This window comes from Bacillus sp. UNC437CL72CviS29, assembly GCF_000482345.1.
Taxonomy (GTDB): Bacteria; Bacillota; Bacilli; order Bacillales; family Bacillaceae_G; genus Bacillus_A; species Bacillus_A arachidis.
This window is the reverse complement of record NZ_KI535303.1, coordinates 405,146-423,374: the sequence shown is the minus strand read 5'-3', so window position 1 is coordinate 423,374 and position 18,229 is coordinate 405,146. Positions and strand designations below refer to the sequence as shown.

Sequence of the window (18,229 nt, the reverse complement as noted above, 5' to 3'; positions counted from 1 at the left end):
TTTACTAAAATATGTACAAAAAAGATGCAGTTTTTTACTGAAAAAATTTTGACTTTTTTGAATTTTTTTAGTAAAAAGATAATAAGTCTTTATTTTTTGTAGAATGAATTCGGAGTTAGAATGGAAAAACTTTTTAGTTCGTATTACATAAGGGGGCCTTTAGATGATACATAACCAGTTAATGGAGAACTTTAAGAAAATATTTCATCAAGAGGAGTATCGTACTTTCTTTGCGCCTGGTCGGATTAATTTGATTGGAGAGCATACTGATTATAACGGAGGAAATGTGTTTCCATGTGCCATTACTTTCGGCACGTATGCGTTAGCAAGCAAGCGAGATGATGCGTTAATATGTGCCTATTCATTGAACTTCCCCGAAAAGGGTGTTATTTCATTTTCTTTACAGGATTTAGATTATAAGCAAGAACATGAGTGGGCGAATTATCCAAAAGGTATGATTCGTTATCTCATAGAAGCTGGATATAGCATTGATTCAGGAATTAACATTATGTTTTATGGAAATATTCCAAACGGTGCGGGATTGTCATCATCTGCCTCTATTGAGCTTGTAACAGGGGTAACGATGGAAGGATTATTTCAATTCGAATTAGATCGTATAGAATTGATTAAAATTGGTAAAAAAGTAGAGAATTATTTTATCGGTGTAAATAGTGGCATTATGGATCAATTTGCTATTGGGATGGGAAAAGCAAGATATGGGATGTTATTAAATTGCCAAACAATGAATTTTACGTATGCGCCACTGCAGCTGGATAACTACAATATCATTATTATGAATACAAACAAGCGGCGAGAGCTTGCTACTTCTAAATATAATGAGAGAAGAACGGAATGTGAACAGGCCCTTGCAAATTTACAAGAGATAATTGATATAAGCTCCCTAGGAGAACTAACTGAAAAAATGTTTGAACAATATAAGCATGTAATTAAGGAAGAGAGCTTAAGAAAACGGGCTAAACATGTTGTGTATGAAAATTGCCGAACATTGCGATCTGTAAAAGAATTAAAAGAAAATAATATAAAAGAATTTGGAAGGCTGATGAATGAATCCCATTGTTCTTTACGTGATGATTATGAAGTGACAGGGCAAGAACTAGATACATTGGTTGAATCAGCCTGGAAACAAGAAGGGGTTATAGGAGCACGTATGACAGGTGCGGGGTTTGGTGGTTGTGCAATTGCGATCGTTGGGAAAGAATATACGGATCAATTTATTTGCAACGTTGGACAAAAGTATAAAGAAGTCATCGGTTACGAAGCGACATTTTATGTTGCTGATATTGGGGACGGGGCACGAGAGCTGCAGAGAGAGGCAATGCAATGAATGGCAGGTTATATCGGTGTTCGTGCTTGTATAGCAATTCGTAGGGCAAAGTTTAATGTAGTAGTTACAGCTAATGTGTAACTATTTTATTTTTCTTTATAGTTTAGGATGGGAATGAAAATAGTCCGAATGGATATAACGATTCAGCGGAGGGAAAGTATCATGAATGTTTATCAAGTCATTGAGCAACTTATAAAACGGGCATGTTCACTTCGGTTTATCGAAAGAGAAGATGGAATTTATATAAGAAATCAAATTCTTCACCTTCTTCATTTAGAGCGTTTTGAAAAGCAAGAAAGTAAAGCGGAAGAAAAAGAAATAACAGATTTACTAGAAGATTTAGTTCAGTATGCGAGTGAACAAGGAATTATTGATGATTCTTCTTATAAAAGAGACATATTAGCGAGTCAAATTATGAACTGCTTTATGGCAAAACCATCAACTATTAATCAATGTTTCTATCAACATTACGAGTGCCATCCAGAACATGCAACGGATTATTTTTATGAATTAAGTCGAATAAGTAACTATATTCAAACGAAGCATGTTCAGAAAAATATTAGTTATAAAGCCAATACAGAGTATGGAGAACTGGACATTACGATTAATGTATCTAAACCGGAAAAAGATCCAAAAGAAATTGTAAACGAAAATCTAATACAGAATACGGATTATCCGAAATGCTTACTTTGCATTGAAAATGAAGGATATGCGGGTAGACTTGGCCATCCGGCACGTTCTAACCATAGAATGATTCGAATGGAATTATTAGGAGAGCGCTGGTACTTACAATATTCTCCTTATGTATACTATAACGAACATTGCATTGTGCTAGCAGAAACACATCGGAATATGGAAATAAATCGTCAAGCTTTTGAAAGATTACTTTCTTTTGTGAAACGGTTCCCTCATTATTTTATTGGCTCCAATGCGGATTTACCTATTGTAGGTGGATCCATTTTATCACATGATCATTATCAAGGTGGTAAATACGAATTTGCAATGGCAAAAGCAGAAGATGATTATGTATTTCAATTAGATAGATTTCCGAAGGTTCAATGTTCAGTAGTGAAATGGCCTATGTCTGTTATTCGCTTAAAAGGTAAAGATTCTAATTTATTAGTAAACGTGGCAGATTCCATTTTGGATAAATGGAAGCAATATAGCGATCCATCTGTTCATATTTACGCAAGTACAGACGGTGTGCCGCATAATACGATTACACCTATTGCGCGCAAGCGAAATGAACAGTATGAGCTAGATCTTGTACTACGAAATAATCGTACAAGTAAGGAGTATCCTTTTGGTATCTTTCATCCGCATCAAGATGTACAACACATTAAGAAGGAAAACGTAGGTTTAATTGAAGTGATGGGATTGGCTGTACTTCCAGCAAGGTTGAAATTAGAGTTACAAGAGGTAGAACGATATGTATTGTATAAAGACAATTGTGTAGCAGAATATCACAAACGATGGGCAGAGCAATTGAGAGAGCGGTACAAAGTAGAAGCGAATGAAGAGAATATTCATCACATTGTTCAAAAAGAGCTAGCAGCTAAATTTTTAAGGGCATTAGAAGATGCTGGAGTTTTCAAACGAAACGATGGAGGAATAGCTGCATTTAAACGTTTTATACAAAGTTTATAGGAGCGAGCGATAGGGATATGACAGTCTTTCAAAATATATTTGGTAAAGTAAATGGAAAAGATGTGTACGCTTATACATTAAAAAATGCCCAGGGTATAGAGGTTACGTGTTTAAATTACGGTTGTGTGATTACGAAAATTATTACGCCTGATAGGAAAGGAAAGTATGAAAATATCGTTTTAGGGTTTGAAGAATTGGAAAATTACGAGAGATATTCTCCATACTTTGGAGCAGTTGTAGGAAGAGTAGCTGGTAGAATCAAAGGGGCTCAATTTGAATTGGATGGCAATACCTATACGCTAGTAAAGAACGAGCAAGACAATCATCTTCATGGTGGTTTGAAAGGATTTAGTTATATCGTTTGGGATGCTAAAATAATAGAAAATGAGAAGGAAACCGGAATTGAATTCACTTATACTAGCCCTAACGGAGAAGAAGGATATCCAGGAACTGTACATGTAAAAGTGATCTATACATTAAATAATGCGAATGAATTTTTGATTCGTTATGAAGCACAATCGGATAAAACGACGATATTAAACGTAACGAATCATACGTATTTTAACCTAAGTGGAAATTTAAAGCGGGATGTCTTACAGCATACTTTAAAAATTGACAGTGATCAATTTCTAGAATTAAACGAGCAATTATTACCAACGGGTGAAATATTGGATGTAATAGATACGCCCTTCGATTTCCGAGCAGGAAGGCAAATAAAAGAGGGAGTATATTCTCGCTATTATCAAAATGAATTAGTAGGGAAGGGATATGATCATCCTTTTCTGTTGAATAGCAACTACGATCAGGAAATTATATTATGGGATGAAGAAAGTGGCCGCAAATTAGTCGTGGAAACAGATGAGGTTGGCGTAGTTTTGTATACAGGAAACCAATTACCAAGTGTGTTTGAAATATGTGGGGTACAATCCAAAAAGTATTTAGGACTTTGTCTAGAAACGCAAGGATTGCCTGATGCCATTCATCATCCGAATTTTCCTTCGTACATTTTAAATAAAAATCAATTATTCTCTTCCTCGACGAAATATACGTTTCGGGTTGAATAATTGAGAAGAGTAGGTGGATTAGGTATGGCAACGATTAAAGATATAGCAGAGAAGGCAGGCGTATCCATAGCTACTGTTTCTCGGGTGTTAAATAATGATGTATTACTTTCTGTCAGTGATGAAACGAAGAAGAGGATATTTGAGGCAGCAGAGGAGCTTTCTTATAAGAAGCGTACAAATCGTAAAAAAGAATTACCGAAAATTGCTTTGATCCATTGGTATACAGAGGAAGAAGAGCTTAACGATTTATATTATATGTCCATTCGTTTAGGAATAGAAAAAAGATGTGAACAGCAAGGGTTGAAAATTGTAAAACTTTTCCATAGCCAAATGGAAGAGTTGATGAAGGAAAATATTCAAGGCATGATTGCAATAGGGAAATTTAGTGAACGAGAAATAGGTTTATTTGAAATGATAACAAAAAATATTGTATTTGTAGATTATTCTCCAAATGAAGAGATTTTTGATTCGGTTGTGGTAGATTTTGAGAAGGCAACAATGAAGGTGATTGATTATTTAATAGAAAAGGAACATCAAAAGATTGGATACATAGGAGGACGGGAAACATTTAAAGATCAGACTTCCGAAATTGAAGATTCAAGGGAACGTGCCTTTATAACATATATGAAGGAAAAAGAATTATTTTATGAGAACTATATATACACGGGTCAGTTTTCAGTAAACGATGGTTATTTATTAATGAATCAGGCGATAGAAGAGCAGCAGGATCAGTTACCGACGGCTTTTTTTGTTGGAAATGACGCGATGGCAATCGGATGTCTAAGAGCACTAAATGAACATGAAATTGCTGTTCCAGAAAGAGTAAATATAATTGGTGTAAATGATATTAGTATTTCCCAGTATCTTTCTCCAGCGCTCAGTACAGTGAAAGTATATACAGGACTTATGGGAGAAACGGCAGTGGATTTATTAATGGAACGATTGTTAGGACGGAATGTAGCTAAAAAGGTAATTTTGTCAACGAAATTAAACATTAGGAAAAGTAGTTTTTAGTAAATGAATAAATGAAAAAAGAAACTTCTGCTTATTGAAACAGGGGTTTCTCTTTATGAGGTTATCTTAAAGGTTAGTGTGTAGTGTAATATGGTTTTAAGAGGATTATATTCAATATTATAGGGGATGGTTGAGTGAGCGATACAAAAATGCAAATCAAAAAGACAAAGAGAAAAGTAGCATTGGTATTATTTGCTGCGCTAGTAATAATCATTGGCTTCGGATATTGGAAATTTTTTAGTTTGCAAGGCGTTCCGAAAGGGGAATGGATTCGAACTGTGCAATCCCCAGATGGAAAGCATGTTATAAAAACTTATTTTCATAATGCTGGGTCATTAAGTGCAGATGCTGTTAGAGGAGAGCTGGTTAATCTTAGTTCCGATTCCACCAAGAATATATATTGGAACTATCCAGATACAGATCCATACATTCAATGGATGGATAAAGATAGAGTTAGAATTGGAGATCAAACTTTAGATATTTCACGGGAAGAAACGTATGATTGGCGTGAGGATGATAAGCATATTAAAAAAGAGCCGAAACAGTTTATTCAGTAAATGATATGTAGTAAGAGAAGTAGAGTATGGATGGTTATTTTAACTCTATAAATTGCCTTATTTAGTGAAAAAATTTGGATACCATAACGAAGAACATAAGAGCGGAAATCCCAAAATACGGAATGCTCATTGATTTTCGCCCTGCTTTTATTTCATTTATGCCGATAAGGATAAATGAACAACTAAAACTAAGTTGTACGTAAGGGGTGATTGCGAGGCTATTGGTAAAAAAAGAATATATACAAAGAATAAGTGTAAGCAAGAGAAAAATACGTAATCCAGTTAGCATTAAAGTCCCTCCTTTGAAAGTTCGAATTAACAGAATAAATCGAATGTAGCTAGAAATAAAGTAAGTGTTTCGGCTAATAAATAGAATGTTCCACTTCTTTCTTTTGTTCACGTAATTCTTCAATGCTCATAGTGAAAGATACTAAGCCTAAAGCACTGAACATATAAAGCAGAATACCTCTGTTATCTGTGATAAAACTATAGATAGATAAAGCTAATGCAATGAATGCAAAGGTAACCCGAACGGTCTTTAACATATGTTCATTCCTCCGTAAGAAAATAGTTGTTACATAATATACTTTACTGCGAGGACAGCCCACACGAAAACTCCTGCTACCATACAAGTTAGGCCAGTACTTGGGTCTTTCTTTTGTATTTGTTCAATTGCGATTATAAACATTAAGGCTCCTACGAAAAATTGTGAGAGTGTAAGAAATGCATCATTCTGTGTAATGAGGCTATATAAGGATACGATAATGACAATGAAAGTAGTGAGGAGGCGGGATATACGAAGCATATTATTGATCCTCCTGTTTATTTGTTAGATAAGGATTAGCCTCTGGTTTGTCCACTGAATGTTTGTAAGAATAACCTTTATTGATTGTCAGCACAGAGAGAACCAATACGATAAGTACAATAATGACTCCAATAATTAATATTTTAATCAAATAGACCCCTCCTTTTCTCCATTTTATCACTAAACGAAACTTTGTTTTACATAATTTTGTAATTGTTGAAAACAATAGAAGTTAAAAAGGTGAAAGAAGGAGCGTTATATGGATAATAAGAAAACTTACTATATATCAGTAGGAAATGGACAGATTTCGCAGGTGAAAACGGCGGATACATATAGCTTTGAAATCCAGGCGAATGATGAGGAAATTATTGAGTTACGGGAATGCTTCGATCAGGCATATCGCGAAGATCTTGGCTCTTTTGTACGTTCACATGTTCCATATGTGGAATATCATCATGATTCAAATAATGACCGGTATGATGCTGAGCTGCAGAAAGCATATAAGATGATTTATGATTTAGGGAATCATGAAACGAAGGAATTAGTCGCACAAATGGGAATAATCAATGGATTATAGTTGGATAACATTATGCATATGAATACGAATTGTGCTACAATTTGTGGTAGGAAAATCTTGTAACCATCTATAGGGGAGTAATGGCATGTACAAATTTAAAGATTATTACCACAATACTGTACAATTATCGTTTGAACGTTACCCATTTTCTCCTGAGCCAAAGCATGTTTGGGTTGTATGCCGGTACGGGGATCAATGGTTATTAACGCATCATTTGCGCCGCGGTCTTGAATTTCCAGGTGGTAAGGTAGAACTCGGGGAAACACCGGAAGAAGCGGCAGTTCGAGAGGTTCATGAAGAAACTGGCGGGATTGTTTCTGATTTAACTTACTTAGGACAATACAAAGTATCTGGAAAAGACAAAATAATCATTAAAAACATTTATTTTGCAACAATTAGCGCAGTAGAAGAACATACGCACTATGAAGAGACAAAAGGGTCTGTTCTATTAAAAGAAATCCCTGATAACATTAAAAGTGATAGGAAATTTAGCTTTATTATGCGCGATGATGTATTAGCGCGTACGATGAAACATATAGAAGAACTCGGCTGTTTTACGAAGTAAAGGAGCCGAGTTCTTTTTTATACAAAAGATAGTATTTCAAGCAAATCTCGAACTGTACGAGAATGTTCAAAATCCTTCCAAAATGAATCCTTCTTCCAAACCGCAGTCATCCCAGCCTTCTCAGCTCCCATGACATCATTTTCAGGATGATCTCCAACATAGATGCATTCTTCTGCCTGAACGTTTAATTGTTTGAGAGCACGCTCAAAAATAGCTGGATGAGGTTTCTTAATGCCTTCTGCTTCTGAAACAAGAATTGTATTTGTATACGTATGTAGCTGCAAGGCACGAAGGTTATTCATTTGGAATTCGGTAAAGCCATTCGTAATAATTCCAATTGCGATATTCTGATTTTGTAATTGTTGTAGCAATTCGTGCATATTTGGAAATGGAATACAGTGGTTTGTGAATTCTGTGACGTAGTCGTGTAAAAGTTGTTCAACTGTTAGAGTCGTAATGTTATATTCTTTGAGCAAGATAGCATAGACTTTATCTTTCCAAGTGTAGCCGTTATTATCAAGTTGGACAAAGCGAGTACAATACTCATTTTTTTCTATTTCAGTAAAGTGCGCTGCGTAACGACTATATTGGTCGCCAATAAAACTTTCCAAAGATTGACGTCGATCTAATAATGTCCCGTCTAAATCAAATAATACAGCACGTATCATTATACATTCCTCCTTCTTAAAGTAAAAAGCCCACTTAAAATAATTATCGCATATTTTCAAAAAAATGATTATCCCACTATTTGCAGGCGGTAATACTCCCAATTTAAAATGTAAATAGAAATGAGGAAATTAGGGGGAAGAAAGGTTCACCTACTGATTAAATTTTCACTGTATAATATCTTTGTAGAATGGAATAATGGAGGGTTATATGGAGAGATGTTATGGTAAGATATTCCTTTTTATTTTAGCGATTTGTTTTACGGTAAGTTGCAATAAATCGGTGAATGTTGCCGAAAAGAAAGAAATATGTAAAACAGAAGAAGAGTGTACGAAGCTTGGGGATGGCATGATTCAAAAAGTATATAAGAAGATGGAAAATCTGTCTCAGCTAGAAGTACCGGGGGAATTTGAAGAAGGTGCAGAAGTAATTAAGGAAGCGCAGCAAAAGAAGAATGATGATGAAAATTATTTCTTTTTAGCATCTTACTATATTGATAATGAAGATATTATAGACCCTTATTTTGAAAAACTAGATAAGAAACGTTTAAATAAAGTGTTTGCGGATGATAAAGAAGCAAAAGAAGAAGTCATCGCCCAGCATGAGGATATGGATTATCATGATACATTATGGGAAATGTATCGTACACTGATCCCTGCTAAATATAGAGAGAGTATAAAAGAATTTGATATTGTGACAGATGGATATGATGGAGTTGTTGCACATGTGGCTCCTAGTATGGAAAATCAGAAAGAGTGGGTGTTAAGTTTAGATACACTTGATTCCGGCATAAATATAGATGAAGTGATGAAAACGTTAATTCATGAAACAGCTCACGTATTAACATTAAATGATACGCAAATTCCAGTAGATAAAAAGTATATAAAAGCATTTGAAGAGGATAAAGATATTTCATCGTATAAAGACAAATGTGAAAATCTTTTCTTACAAGAAGGTTGTACGAAAGAGAATTCTTATATCAATAAGTTTTATGAATCGTTTTGGAAGCAAATTGAAAATGAATGGAAAGAAAAAGAAATTGAAACAAACTTAGAAGCACAAATCCAATTTTTTAAAGATAAACAGGATCAATTTGTTTCAGAATATAGCACAACAAATGTAGCAGAAGACATTGCTGATACATTTACTGCATTCATTTTACAAGATTCAAAGAAAGTGAAGGAAGGTACAGAGATGAAGTATAAAAAAATTGCTTTCTTCTATCAATTCCCTGAGCTTGTAAAAATGCGTACTGAAGTGTTATCTGGCCTATATGAAATTTCAAAGGAAGTATAAACGAAAGAAGCTGACCTCGGCATGTTGCCTTGAATCAGCTTCTTTTTCTTTTCCCTACAAGTAATTTTTCAAGTCCTTCCACAAATACATACATAAGAGTCGCGAGGATACATGTCAGTAACACACTCAGCAGTACAAGTGTAAAGTTAAATACTTGGAAGCCATAGCTAATTAAATAACCGAGGCCTTGTTTGGAAACGAGAAGTTCACCGAAAATTACACCAACCCACGATAATCCAACGTTTACTTTTAAAGTTGAAATGATAGATGGAAAGGAAGACGGTAAAATAACTTGTTGATAGGTTTGCCATTTATTTGCGCCAAACGTATCCATTACTTTTATATAATTCGAATCAACTTCTTCAAATGCACTGTAAATAACAAGAATGGTGATGATGATGGAAATAATGACTCCCATTGCGATTGAAGAAGAAAGATTTGGGCCGAAAATAACGATAATAATTGGACCAAGTGCTACTTTTGGCATCGCATTTAACACGACAAGGTATGGGTCTAATACACGTGCTAGAAGTGGTATCCACCAAAGGAGTGTGGCGATAATTGTTCCGAGCACCGTGCCGAGAATAAAGCCGATACTTGTTTCTAAGAGTGTCGTCCATATGTGAATCCAAAGTGAGCCATCTCCCCATTTACTTAAAAATAACTCCCAAATACTTGAAGGAGAGCTGAACAGTAAGGGGTCAATCCATTCTTTCTTACTAGAAATTTCCCATAATGTAAGAAAGAGTACGAGCAGTAGTAATTGTAAAAAGGCAGCAGTCCAGGTACGCTGACGTTCTTTTTTTCGAAACTGTTCGTGTAATTGTTTAATATTATCCAAGACGTTCCAGCTCCTTCCATATGTCTTGAAAAAGGGCCGGAAAATCGGAATGGTACCTTGCCTCAAGTGGTGGTAGAGAGCGAATGCTTTCTGGTACGGTAAATGTTTTAGCAATTTTCCCAGGGTTTGCTTGAAGCAAGTAAATGCGATCACTCATTGCAATTGCTTCTTCAATATCATGTGTGACGAGAAGAGAAGTTTTCTTATACTTGTGTAATAAAGAAAATACGAGCTCCTCTAATTTTAATTTTGTTTGATAATCAAGAGCTGAAAAGGGCTCATCAAGCAAAAGGATTTTCGGATTTGTCGCAAGTGTACGAACGAGTGCGGCTCTTTGACGCATACCACCGGATAATTCCGAAGGATATTGCTTTTCGACGCCTTCGAGGCCAACTTGCTTTAAAAGTTGTAATGTATGCTCCTTTGTTTCCGTTCCGTATGTTTTTGTAATATGCAGTCCAAGCATTATATTTTCTTCAATCGTTTTCCAAGGGAATAAGTAATCTTGCTGAAGCATATATCCCATTGAATCTGTTGATTTTATTACTGGTTTATCATCAAAAGAGACAAAACCTTGGATTGGTTGAAGTAGTCCTGCAATAATAGAAAGGAGTGTTGTTTTGCCGCAGCCACTTGGGCCGAGAAAGGATATAAATTCCCCTTCTTCTACGTGTAAGCTAATATCTTCAAGGATAAGCCGAGCCTTTTCTTTTGAAAAAAAGCATTGGGAAACATGAGATATTTGTAAGAAACTCATCGTATTCGCCCCTACTTCTTAATAACGCTTTCGGCAATTTTTGTATTGACGAGCGCCTCATGTGGAACCTCTTTTTGTAATTCCCCAGCCTCTTTCATAATGACTTGAAGTTGCTTCCATTCTTCCGCATCTAATAATGGATTCGTTGCGTAGGAATGTTGCTTTTTGTAACGTTCAATGACCTTCAGCGTAATGTCTTGTGAAGTATCTTTGAAAAGAGGTGTAACAGTTTTTGCGATTTCTTCTGGGCTATGTGTATCTACCCATTGCTGTGCTTTATATAATGCACGTGTGAATTTCTCCGCAGCTACTTTATCTTTCTTTAAAAAGCTTTCCTTTGCCATAAATGTTGTGTAAGGAACAGTTCCGGATTCAGTACCGAAAGAAGCGACGATATAGCCCTTTCCTTCTTTTTCTAAAATACTTGCAGTTGGTTCAAAGAGCTGCACAAATTCACCTGTACCAGACGCGAAGGCATTTGCAATATTGGCAAACTCAACATTTTGAATTAAATTTGTATCTTTGTGCGGATCAATACCATTTTTCTTTAAAACGTATTCCCCAACCATTTGCGGCATACCGCCTTTACGTTGACCAAGGAACGTAACACCCTTTACATCGTTCCAATTAAAGGAGCCTAACTTTTTACGTGAAACTAAAAATGTACCATCAGTTTGCGTGAGCTGTGCAAAGTTAATAACTGGATCTTTTGCCCCTTGCTGGTGAACATAAATGGATGTTTCAGAGCCCACAAGTGCAATATCAATTCCGCCAGATAATAAGGCTGTCATTGTTTTATCGCCACCAGCTGTCGTTTGCAGGTCAATATCTAATCCTTCTTCTTTAAAAAATCCTTTTTCAATGCCAACATATAGCGGTGCATAGAAGAGAGAGTGTGTAACTTCACCAATGCGAATCTTTTTTGTCTGCTGCTTCGCGTCATCCTTTTTATTACACGCTACAAACGTAAAAACAGTAAGTACAAATATACAAAAAACAGCTATGAATTTTTTCAAAATATGACACCTCCTAGAAATGAATCTACTGCCATAATATGTAGGTAAGTGCCTAGATGTGAGTGGACATAGAAGGAATTTTTTGGATGGTAAAGAAGTACAAATATAAGGGGTGATAAAATGAAGTATGAATATGATGATAGCATGCATTTACATCTTGATTATTTCGGAGAAGAGTACGATATGGAATCGATTGCTTATAAAAGAAAACATGAAGATGTGTGGGATGTCTTTTTCAACTTTTCATTTTATGGGATTTCGCCAAGCAAGATGCAAGAAAATGCGTATATGGATGAGTATGCAGGTTATCGCGTTTTTTCCGTACATGCCAATGATTTAAGCTGGGAATTTGGCAGTGCGAAGTTTGAAGAATGGCTTTTGGGGCACGGTATATTGGAAAAAGCTGTACAGAAATAGGATGGTTGATTTTTTTGTTTTGTTATTTATATTTGTAGCGGGTTTTATGATTTTGCAGGTTCTTGTTTATCGATTTGCAAAGAAAAATATTCATAAATATAAAAGAATAAAGCTCGTTTATATGTGGCTGGATATGCATGTGAAGAAGGGTCCTACATTAGATTTTGGTGATTATACACTTATATTGGTTATATGCATTCTATGGGGGATTTGTAGAGTCTAGCGTGTCGGTTAATACAAAAAGAGGTTATCCTAAAAGTAGTTTTTTAGGATAACCTCTTTTTATATATCCACTTTGATTTTTCAGCTACAAGTTACGGCCTCTGAAACAAAAGCGAATTCCCCCTCGTTTTCTCCCTCTGTTTTTATGGCATGAGGCAAGCCCGTTTCTATCTATGAGCAGACGCTCTCTTTCACCCTAAAAAGGATTTATGCAGGTTTTTTAATTTGTATATTTGAATTTTTATTTATTTATAAAAGAAAGTTTATGCATGAAACTATTTTATGTAGTTAGATAACATGTTAAAATTCTAATTACTGTGCATGCAATTATGAACAGTGAGAGTGTTTGTAATTTGGTTCTGTAATATTTTGACTAGGTTTATATGTTTTTAGAGGATTGATAGCGCTTTATATTACTGTTGTTATTGACGGAATCTTTAGATAAATATAGGGAGGTGACTGTGAATGCCTAAACCATTACAGAAAAATAGTCGCTATATGGTTGGATTGGACAGTCTAAGAGGCCTAGCCATACTAGGTGTTATTTTATATCATATCAATTTTAATTGGATGCCTGGGGGGTTCCTAGGAGTTACTGTATTCTTTGTATTGTCGGGTTATTTAATTACGGATATTCTCGCTATAGAATGGAAGAGAAATAAGAGAATTGACTTGAAGAATTTCTGGTTGCGTAGGGCAAGAAGATTGCTTCCAGGAATGTTTGTCATGCTTGTAGTTGTTTTAGCATGGATTACAATTTTTCATAGCTCTTTGCTAGGAAAGATGCGAGGAGATTCACTAGCAGCTTTATTATACTTCAGTAACTGGTGGTATATTTATCACAAATTATCATACTTTGATAGTTTTAACCAACTGTCCCCGTTGAATCATTTTTGGTCGTTAGCAGTTGAAGAACAGTTCTATGTAGTCTGGCCATTTATTATTAGCCTGGCATTTCGTTACATAAAACAGAAATCACGTATCATTTTATTTATTGTTTTAGGGGCAGCTGCTTCTGCATTAGCGATGGCTATTCTGTATGAACCAGGAGTTGATCCAAGCAGAATTTATTACGGTACTGATACGAGGGCTTTCTCCTTATTAATTGGAGCGGCACTTGCTTTAATTTGGCCAAGCAGTAGACTTGCGAATAAAATTATTCCAAAGGCACGTCTTATTCTTGATGTAGTTGGAGGAATTGCTCTTATCGTCATCCTCGTTATGTTTTGGAAAACGAATCAATATGATCCGTTTTTATATCAAGGAGGAATGGTCCTTTTATCAATCGCTACAGCATTGCTAGTAGCGAACCTTGCTCATCCAGCTAGCCGAATCGCTCTATTTTTAAGGTTTAGACCATTACGCTGGATGGGTGTACGATCGTATGGGATATATCTTTGGCATTATCCGATTATCGCATTGACGACTCCGAAGGTACATGCTGGAGAGTTTTCACTTACAAGAGCAATTCTTCAATTTGTACTTATTATAGTTGTGGCACAAATTTCATGGAAGTTTATTGAAAATCCAATCAGACAAGGGGCACTCCGGAACATTCGATCTAAGAACTGGAAAATAAGAAACTTAGCATTAAGTGGTAAGTTAGCTATAGTAGGTGCATTATTAATTTCTTCGATAGCTGTTTTTGGATTATCAACAGCTAGTAAAGCAAAGGAGAATTCTCAAAAAGATAAGGTAGAGTCGGTACAAGCGGAACCGGCGAAACACCCAGTTGCAGTTCAGGAAAAATCAGCTGAGGAGCCGCCTCAAAATAAAGAACAACAAGAAGCTAATACGCAGCCTAAAGATCCTCTAACAGTTACAGCTGTAGGTGATTCCATTATGATTGATATCGCTCCGTATTTGAAAAATGCATTTCCTAATATTGTAATTGATGCGAAGGTTGGTAGACAGTTGTCTAAAGCAATTCCTGCTGTAGAACAGCTAAAAAATCAGGGGAATTTAGGAAATCATGTTATCGTTGGATTAGGTACAAATGGAGCGTTTACTAAGGATCAATTAGTATCATTAGTACAATTGATTGGGAATGAACGTAAAATTGTATTAATCAATACGAGGGTACCACGTCCATGGGAATCATTAGTGAATGAGAAATTAAAAGAAGTAGCATCTGAGTATAAAAATGTGACGTTAGTCGATTGGTATACAGCAAGTGCTGGAAATAAGGCATATTTTGAACCAGATGGTGTACATTTAACGAAAGCAGGTGCAGAAGCATATGCTGCGCTTGTAGCAAAAGCGGTGAATCAATAATTTGATTTGCATCACATTTTGACATAACTTCAAAGTGTGATGCAATAGATTGATTGAAAACAAAAGAGAACTTGTAGAGATGCTACAAGTTCTCTTTTGACTTATATTTCATAACGGGGTAATCAGACAAAATAGCTCAAACACAAAGAACCGGGGAGTTCTCTTTACAGTTAACCTGACAAGTTCAGTATATAACACATAATAACGTTTTTAAGTACATATTATTGAAAATTATGTGAATTATCAAATTCGTGAATCAGGTTAAAATTTTCTGCATTATTCGATATTATTTTGGTCAAACACTACTATCATTTATTATAATAAGTATTGATAATAATATAGTGAAAGTATATGGGATTTGGGGAAGTGTTAAAGTGAAAGAAAACTTTATCTCATTTCAAGAAGAAAAGAAAAATGCTCGACTCTTTTTATGGGTATTGAATATTGTATGGGGTATATATGAAACAGCTTATTCTGTTATGCTAAGAGATTCTGAACTACTAATAAGATTAAAGGTTCAAGTTCCAACGCTTTTGTATGGAGCCTGCTTAATAGCATACAGTATGTATCTAGTAAACAAGGAACAGGTATATCGTATTAAGTATATATATTTATTAACTTATATGCTTTCGGAGATTTTCAATTTGTACTGGTATGCAACTCACAATAAAGTAGCATTTGATGGTGAGAATATACTTGAATTTGTTTTTATTTTATTTGTGCCAATTTTTATGAGTAAACGGTACTTGAAGTGGTTATTTTTAGTTATTATGGGTAAATATAGTGCGCTTTTGATCCTGGGGAAAAAAACAGCATTTATGCAGTTGGTTATGTATAGTCTCTTATTATTTGTAGCATATCTCCTATTGAATCGATTTTTGCAGTACCTTTCTACTGTAAACAGTGTGATGATAGAAAAACGAGAGTCCGAAAAGCTCGCGGTTATTGGGAAAATGGCAGCGTCTGTTGGACATGAAATTAAAAATCCACTTTCCTCATTAAAAGGATTTACACAATTGCAGAAAGAGAAATATGCGGATGATAAGGTGTATGAACATATGATTGATGAGATTGAACACATAAATAATATGATAAGTGAACTGATGGCGATGGCAACTTGTAAGCCTTCTACATATAGTAGTCATTTAATAGAAGAAATTGTATCAAAAGCGATGAAAGAAATGAGTGCAGAAATAAACAAAAAACAGCTGTATCTCACTTATGATGTTGCACCTGATCAAATAAAAATAGAGTGTGATAATCGTAAATTAAAAGGAGTATTTCTATATATAATAAAGAATGCGATTGAAGCGATGGGACATGGGGGAACACTTTGGATAGATATAAAGAAGCGAAACAAGGATGATGTAATAGTAAGTATTGTAGATAATGGGTGTGGCATAGAGGAGGAAGATTTAAATCGTATAACAGAGGCCTTCTATACAACAAAAAAAGATGGCATAGGTTTAGGGCTTACTGTTGCTTGCAAAATTATTGAAGAACATAATGGGGAAATACATATTACGAGTAAAAGAAATGTAGGAACGAAAGTAGACATTATTTTACCTATATAAGAATAAGTTGGAAAATCGACATATAATCTTTCCAAGGAGAGAAAACGAGTACAGGCCATCTTCTGTTCTTTATAGCAGAGACTTATATGTTGAAAAATCAAAATAGATTTATATAGAAGGAAAGATTTGTGAAGTATGTGTATTGTGAATAGAGGAGTTACTACATGGACAGTATTGATAGATTAACAAGGGAACAGGTTCGAACGTTAAGGCTGTTTTTAAGTTTATTCATTGCTACTTTTTTTATTTATGATGTTGCATCTTATTATATTATGCCGAAGCTAGAAGGCGTAAATGAGGCCCCAATTGTAGAACAAGGTTTAGGGGTATGGTTGTATATTCTTACGGCTATATTGGTGCTTGTAGGAATATATGTGATGAGGCGAAAGAATCCATATGCTGTGAAATATATTATTTTCATAGGATATAATACATTAGATTTTATTCATAATTTTATCATTTACTATGGAACAGATTTAGAGTTTGATGCAGGAAATATAGTGGAAGGATTTTTCTTTCTTTTTGCACCATTCTTTTTGAACAAGCGTTATTTTTGGTTAGTAGCAGGAGGAACAATAGTAAAGTATGCCTTAATGGGAGTGGTTGTGCATTCTTTTATTGTTCTCGTTCCTATCGTCCTTTGTAGCTTGTTTTCGATTATAGGATGGGTTATTTTATTGAGATTCCAAGCTTATATACGCACAATTGAAATGACACATAAGGAATTGCAACAGTCGGAGAAGATGGCTGTAATTGGCAGGATGGCAACAGTTATCGGTTTTAAAATGCGTAATCCATTAATGCTTTTGAAAAGCTTTATTAGAGGGCAACACGAAAAGTATCCTGATGATAAAGTATATTGTGATATTATGGAGCAAGAAATTGAAAGAATCGATACAATTGCCACCGAACTTGTGGAGCTTGGGAATTCTAGGCCGATGGAATACAAGAATCATGATATAAAGGATATTCTTTCATACGTGGTAAGAATTATGGGACAGCCTGCTTCGGAACAAGGAATTAAAATACATACCATTTATAAAGGTGAATTGCCAAGTATAATATGTAATGAAAAACGTTTAAAACAGGTGTTTTTAAATGTAATAAAAAATGCGATTGAATCCATGCAAGATGGTGGAATAATTATCATTGAAGTTACATTAAAAGATGCAATGGTAATTCGAATCAAGGATGAGGGATGCGGCATACCGAAAGATAAAATTCCTAAACTGAGCGAAGCTTTTTATACAACGAAAGATGAAGGAACTGGTTTAGGATTAATGGTTACATATAAGATTATTGAAGAACATCAGGGCAAGTTACAGTTTGAGAGTGAAGTGGGAGTTGGAACTACGGTTGAGATTGTGCTTCCAATTTCGCAATAAAGTAAAAAGAGAAAATCCGTTCAATAAACGAATTTTCTCTTTTTTGATGTCATAAGTTTTACATATTATTTAGGTTCTAGTAGCCCTTAACTTTTCAAGTTAGCGATTTGCATGAAGAAGGATTACTAACAGATTGCTTTAGGATTATATCATATAAAGATATGAAGGAATGATATGCAATATTTCATATTATAGCTTAGGCTAATA

The 18,229-nt window shown here is 35.0% G+C and carries 20 protein-coding genes; 13 read left to right on the top strand and 7 right to left on the bottom strand.

Annotation, left to right across the window (positions count from 1 at the left end):
* Positions 1-163: 163 nt before the first annotated feature.
* The 5 genes from M014_RS0123185 (at position 164) to M014_RS0123160 (ending at position 5,627) form a co-directional block, all read left to right on the top strand.
* Positions 164-1,345: a galactokinase gene (locus M014_RS0123185; protein ID WP_026593829.1), complete on the top strand. Its 1,182-nt coding sequence runs from the start codon at positions 164-166 to the stop codon at positions 1,343-1,345.
* Positions 1,346-1,507: 162 nt separating this feature from the next.
* The gene (gene galT / locus M014_RS0123175) at positions 1,508-2,992 is read left to right on the top strand and encodes a UDP-glucose--hexose-1-phosphate uridylyltransferase (protein ID WP_026593828.1); all 1,485 of its coding nucleotides are present in this window, start codon (positions 1,508-1,510) and stop codon (positions 2,990-2,992) included.
* A 17-nt stretch (positions 2,993-3,009) separates the two neighbouring features.
* Positions 3,010-4,056 carry an aldose epimerase family protein gene (locus tag M014_RS0123170; protein ID WP_026593827.1) on the top strand — a complete coding sequence of 349 codons (1,047 nt, stop codon included), beginning with the start codon at positions 3,010-3,012 and terminating at the stop codon, positions 4,054-4,056.
* Positions 4,057-4,080: 24 nt separating this feature from the next.
* Entirely contained in the window at positions 4,081-5,070 is a 990-nt protein-coding gene (locus tag M014_RS0123165) for a LacI family DNA-binding transcriptional regulator (protein ID WP_026593826.1), read from the top strand.
* A gap of 149 nt (positions 5,071-5,219) precedes the next feature.
* Positions 5,220-5,627, top strand: a complete 408-nt coding sequence (locus M014_RS0123160) for a DUF5412 domain-containing protein (RefSeq protein ID WP_035415694.1) — start codon at positions 5,220-5,222, stop codon at positions 5,625-5,627.
* 362 nt (positions 5,628-5,989) lie between these two features.
* Here the strand turns inward: M014_RS0123160 and M014_RS27435 are convergent, their stop codons facing one another.
* The 3 genes from M014_RS27435 to ytzI are packed head-to-tail and all read right to left on the bottom strand — an operon-like array spanning position 5,990 to position 6,583.
* Positions 5,990-6,172 (bottom strand): hypothetical protein, encoded by a 183-nt coding sequence (locus M014_RS27435; protein WP_231503993.1) that lies wholly within the window; start codon positions 6,170-6,172, stop codon positions 5,990-5,992.
* 29 nt (positions 6,173-6,201) lie between these two features.
* Positions 6,202-6,432, bottom strand: coding sequence for a DUF3953 domain-containing protein (locus M014_RS0123145; RefSeq protein WP_026593823.1), 231 nt, complete (start codon positions 6,430-6,432; stop codon positions 6,202-6,204).
* Between the two features lies 1 nt (position 6,433).
* The gene (gene ytzI / locus M014_RS0123140; RefSeq protein ID WP_026593822.1) at positions 6,434-6,583 is read right to left on the bottom strand and encodes a YtzI protein; all 150 of its coding nucleotides are present in this window, start codon (positions 6,581-6,583) and stop codon (positions 6,434-6,436) included.
* Between the two features lie 108 nt (positions 6,584-6,691).
* Here ytzI and M014_RS0123135 point away from each other — a divergent pair, with 108 nt between their 5' ends.
* Positions 6,692-7,009 carry a hypothetical protein gene (locus M014_RS0123135; protein WP_026593821.1) on the top strand — a complete coding sequence of 106 codons (318 nt, stop codon included), beginning with the start codon at positions 6,692-6,694 and terminating at the stop codon, positions 7,007-7,009.
* A gap of 85 nt (positions 7,010-7,094) precedes the next feature.
* Complete coding sequence (gene mutTA, locus M014_RS0123130; protein ID WP_026593820.1) at positions 7,095-7,574, top strand: antimutator 8-oxo-(dGTP/GTP)ase; 480 nt, start codon at positions 7,095-7,097, stop codon at positions 7,572-7,574.
* Between the two features lie 17 nt (positions 7,575-7,591).
* Here mutTA and M014_RS0123125 read toward each other — a convergent pair whose 3' ends face one another.
* The gene (locus M014_RS0123125; RefSeq protein ID WP_026593819.1) at positions 7,592-8,242 is read right to left on the bottom strand and encodes an HAD family hydrolase; all 651 of its coding nucleotides are present in this window, start codon (positions 8,240-8,242) and stop codon (positions 7,592-7,594) included.
* Positions 8,243-8,450: 208 nt separating this feature from the next.
* Between M014_RS0123125 and M014_RS0123120 the strand changes: the two genes are divergently transcribed.
* Positions 8,451-9,536: a hypothetical protein gene (locus M014_RS0123120; protein ID WP_026593818.1), complete on the top strand. Its 1,086-nt coding sequence runs from the start codon at positions 8,451-8,453 to the stop codon at positions 9,534-9,536.
* A 34-nt stretch (positions 9,537-9,570) separates the two neighbouring features.
* Here the strand turns inward: M014_RS0123120 and M014_RS0123115 are convergent, their stop codons facing one another.
* Genes M014_RS0123115 through M014_RS0123105 form a run of 3 tightly spaced genes read right to left on the bottom strand, consistent with a single transcriptional unit; the run spans position 9,571 to position 12,150 of the window.
* On the bottom strand, positions 9,571-10,377 hold the full coding sequence (locus M014_RS0123115; RefSeq protein ID WP_026593817.1) for an ABC transporter permease: 807 nt from the start codon (positions 10,375-10,377) through the stop codon (positions 9,571-9,573).
* The gene (locus M014_RS0123110; protein ID WP_026593816.1) at positions 10,370-11,134 is read right to left on the bottom strand and encodes an ABC transporter ATP-binding protein; all 765 of its coding nucleotides are present in this window, start codon (positions 11,132-11,134) and stop codon (positions 10,370-10,372) included. The genes M014_RS0123115 and M014_RS0123110 overlap by 8 nt, the downstream gene beginning before the upstream one ends.
* An 11-nt stretch (positions 11,135-11,145) precedes the next feature.
* Entirely contained in the window at positions 11,146-12,150 is a 1,005-nt protein-coding gene (locus tag M014_RS0123105; protein WP_026593815.1) for an ABC transporter substrate-binding protein, read from the bottom strand.
* A 120-nt stretch (positions 12,151-12,270) separates the two neighbouring features.
* Between M014_RS0123105 and M014_RS0123100 the strand changes: the two genes are divergently transcribed.
* From M014_RS0123100 to M014_RS0123080, 5 genes are all read left to right on the top strand, one after another.
* Positions 12,271-12,567: a DUF3986 family protein gene (locus M014_RS0123100; RefSeq protein ID WP_026593814.1), complete on the top strand. Its 297-nt coding sequence runs from the start codon at positions 12,271-12,273 to the stop codon at positions 12,565-12,567.
* Position 12,568: 1 nt separating this feature from the next.
* Positions 12,569-12,790 carry a hypothetical protein gene (locus M014_RS29805; RefSeq protein ID WP_026593813.1) on the top strand — a complete coding sequence of 74 codons (222 nt, stop codon included), beginning with the start codon at positions 12,569-12,571 and terminating at the stop codon, positions 12,788-12,790.
* 464 nt (positions 12,791-13,254) lie between these two features.
* A complete protein-coding gene (locus M014_RS0123090; protein WP_026593812.1) occupies positions 13,255-15,063 on the top strand; it encodes an acyltransferase family protein in 1,809 nt (602 codons plus the stop codon).
* Between the two features lie 374 nt (positions 15,064-15,437).
* Complete coding sequence (locus M014_RS0123085) at positions 15,438-16,637, top strand: ATP-binding protein (protein WP_026593811.1); 1,200 nt, start codon at positions 15,438-15,440, stop codon at positions 16,635-16,637.
* A 164-nt stretch (positions 16,638-16,801) separates the two neighbouring features.
* Positions 16,802-18,022 (top strand): ATP-binding protein, encoded by a 1,221-nt coding sequence (locus M014_RS0123080; RefSeq protein ID WP_026593810.1) that lies wholly within the window; start codon positions 16,802-16,804, stop codon positions 18,020-18,022.
* The last annotated feature ends 207 nt before the right edge of the window (positions 18,023-18,229 follow it).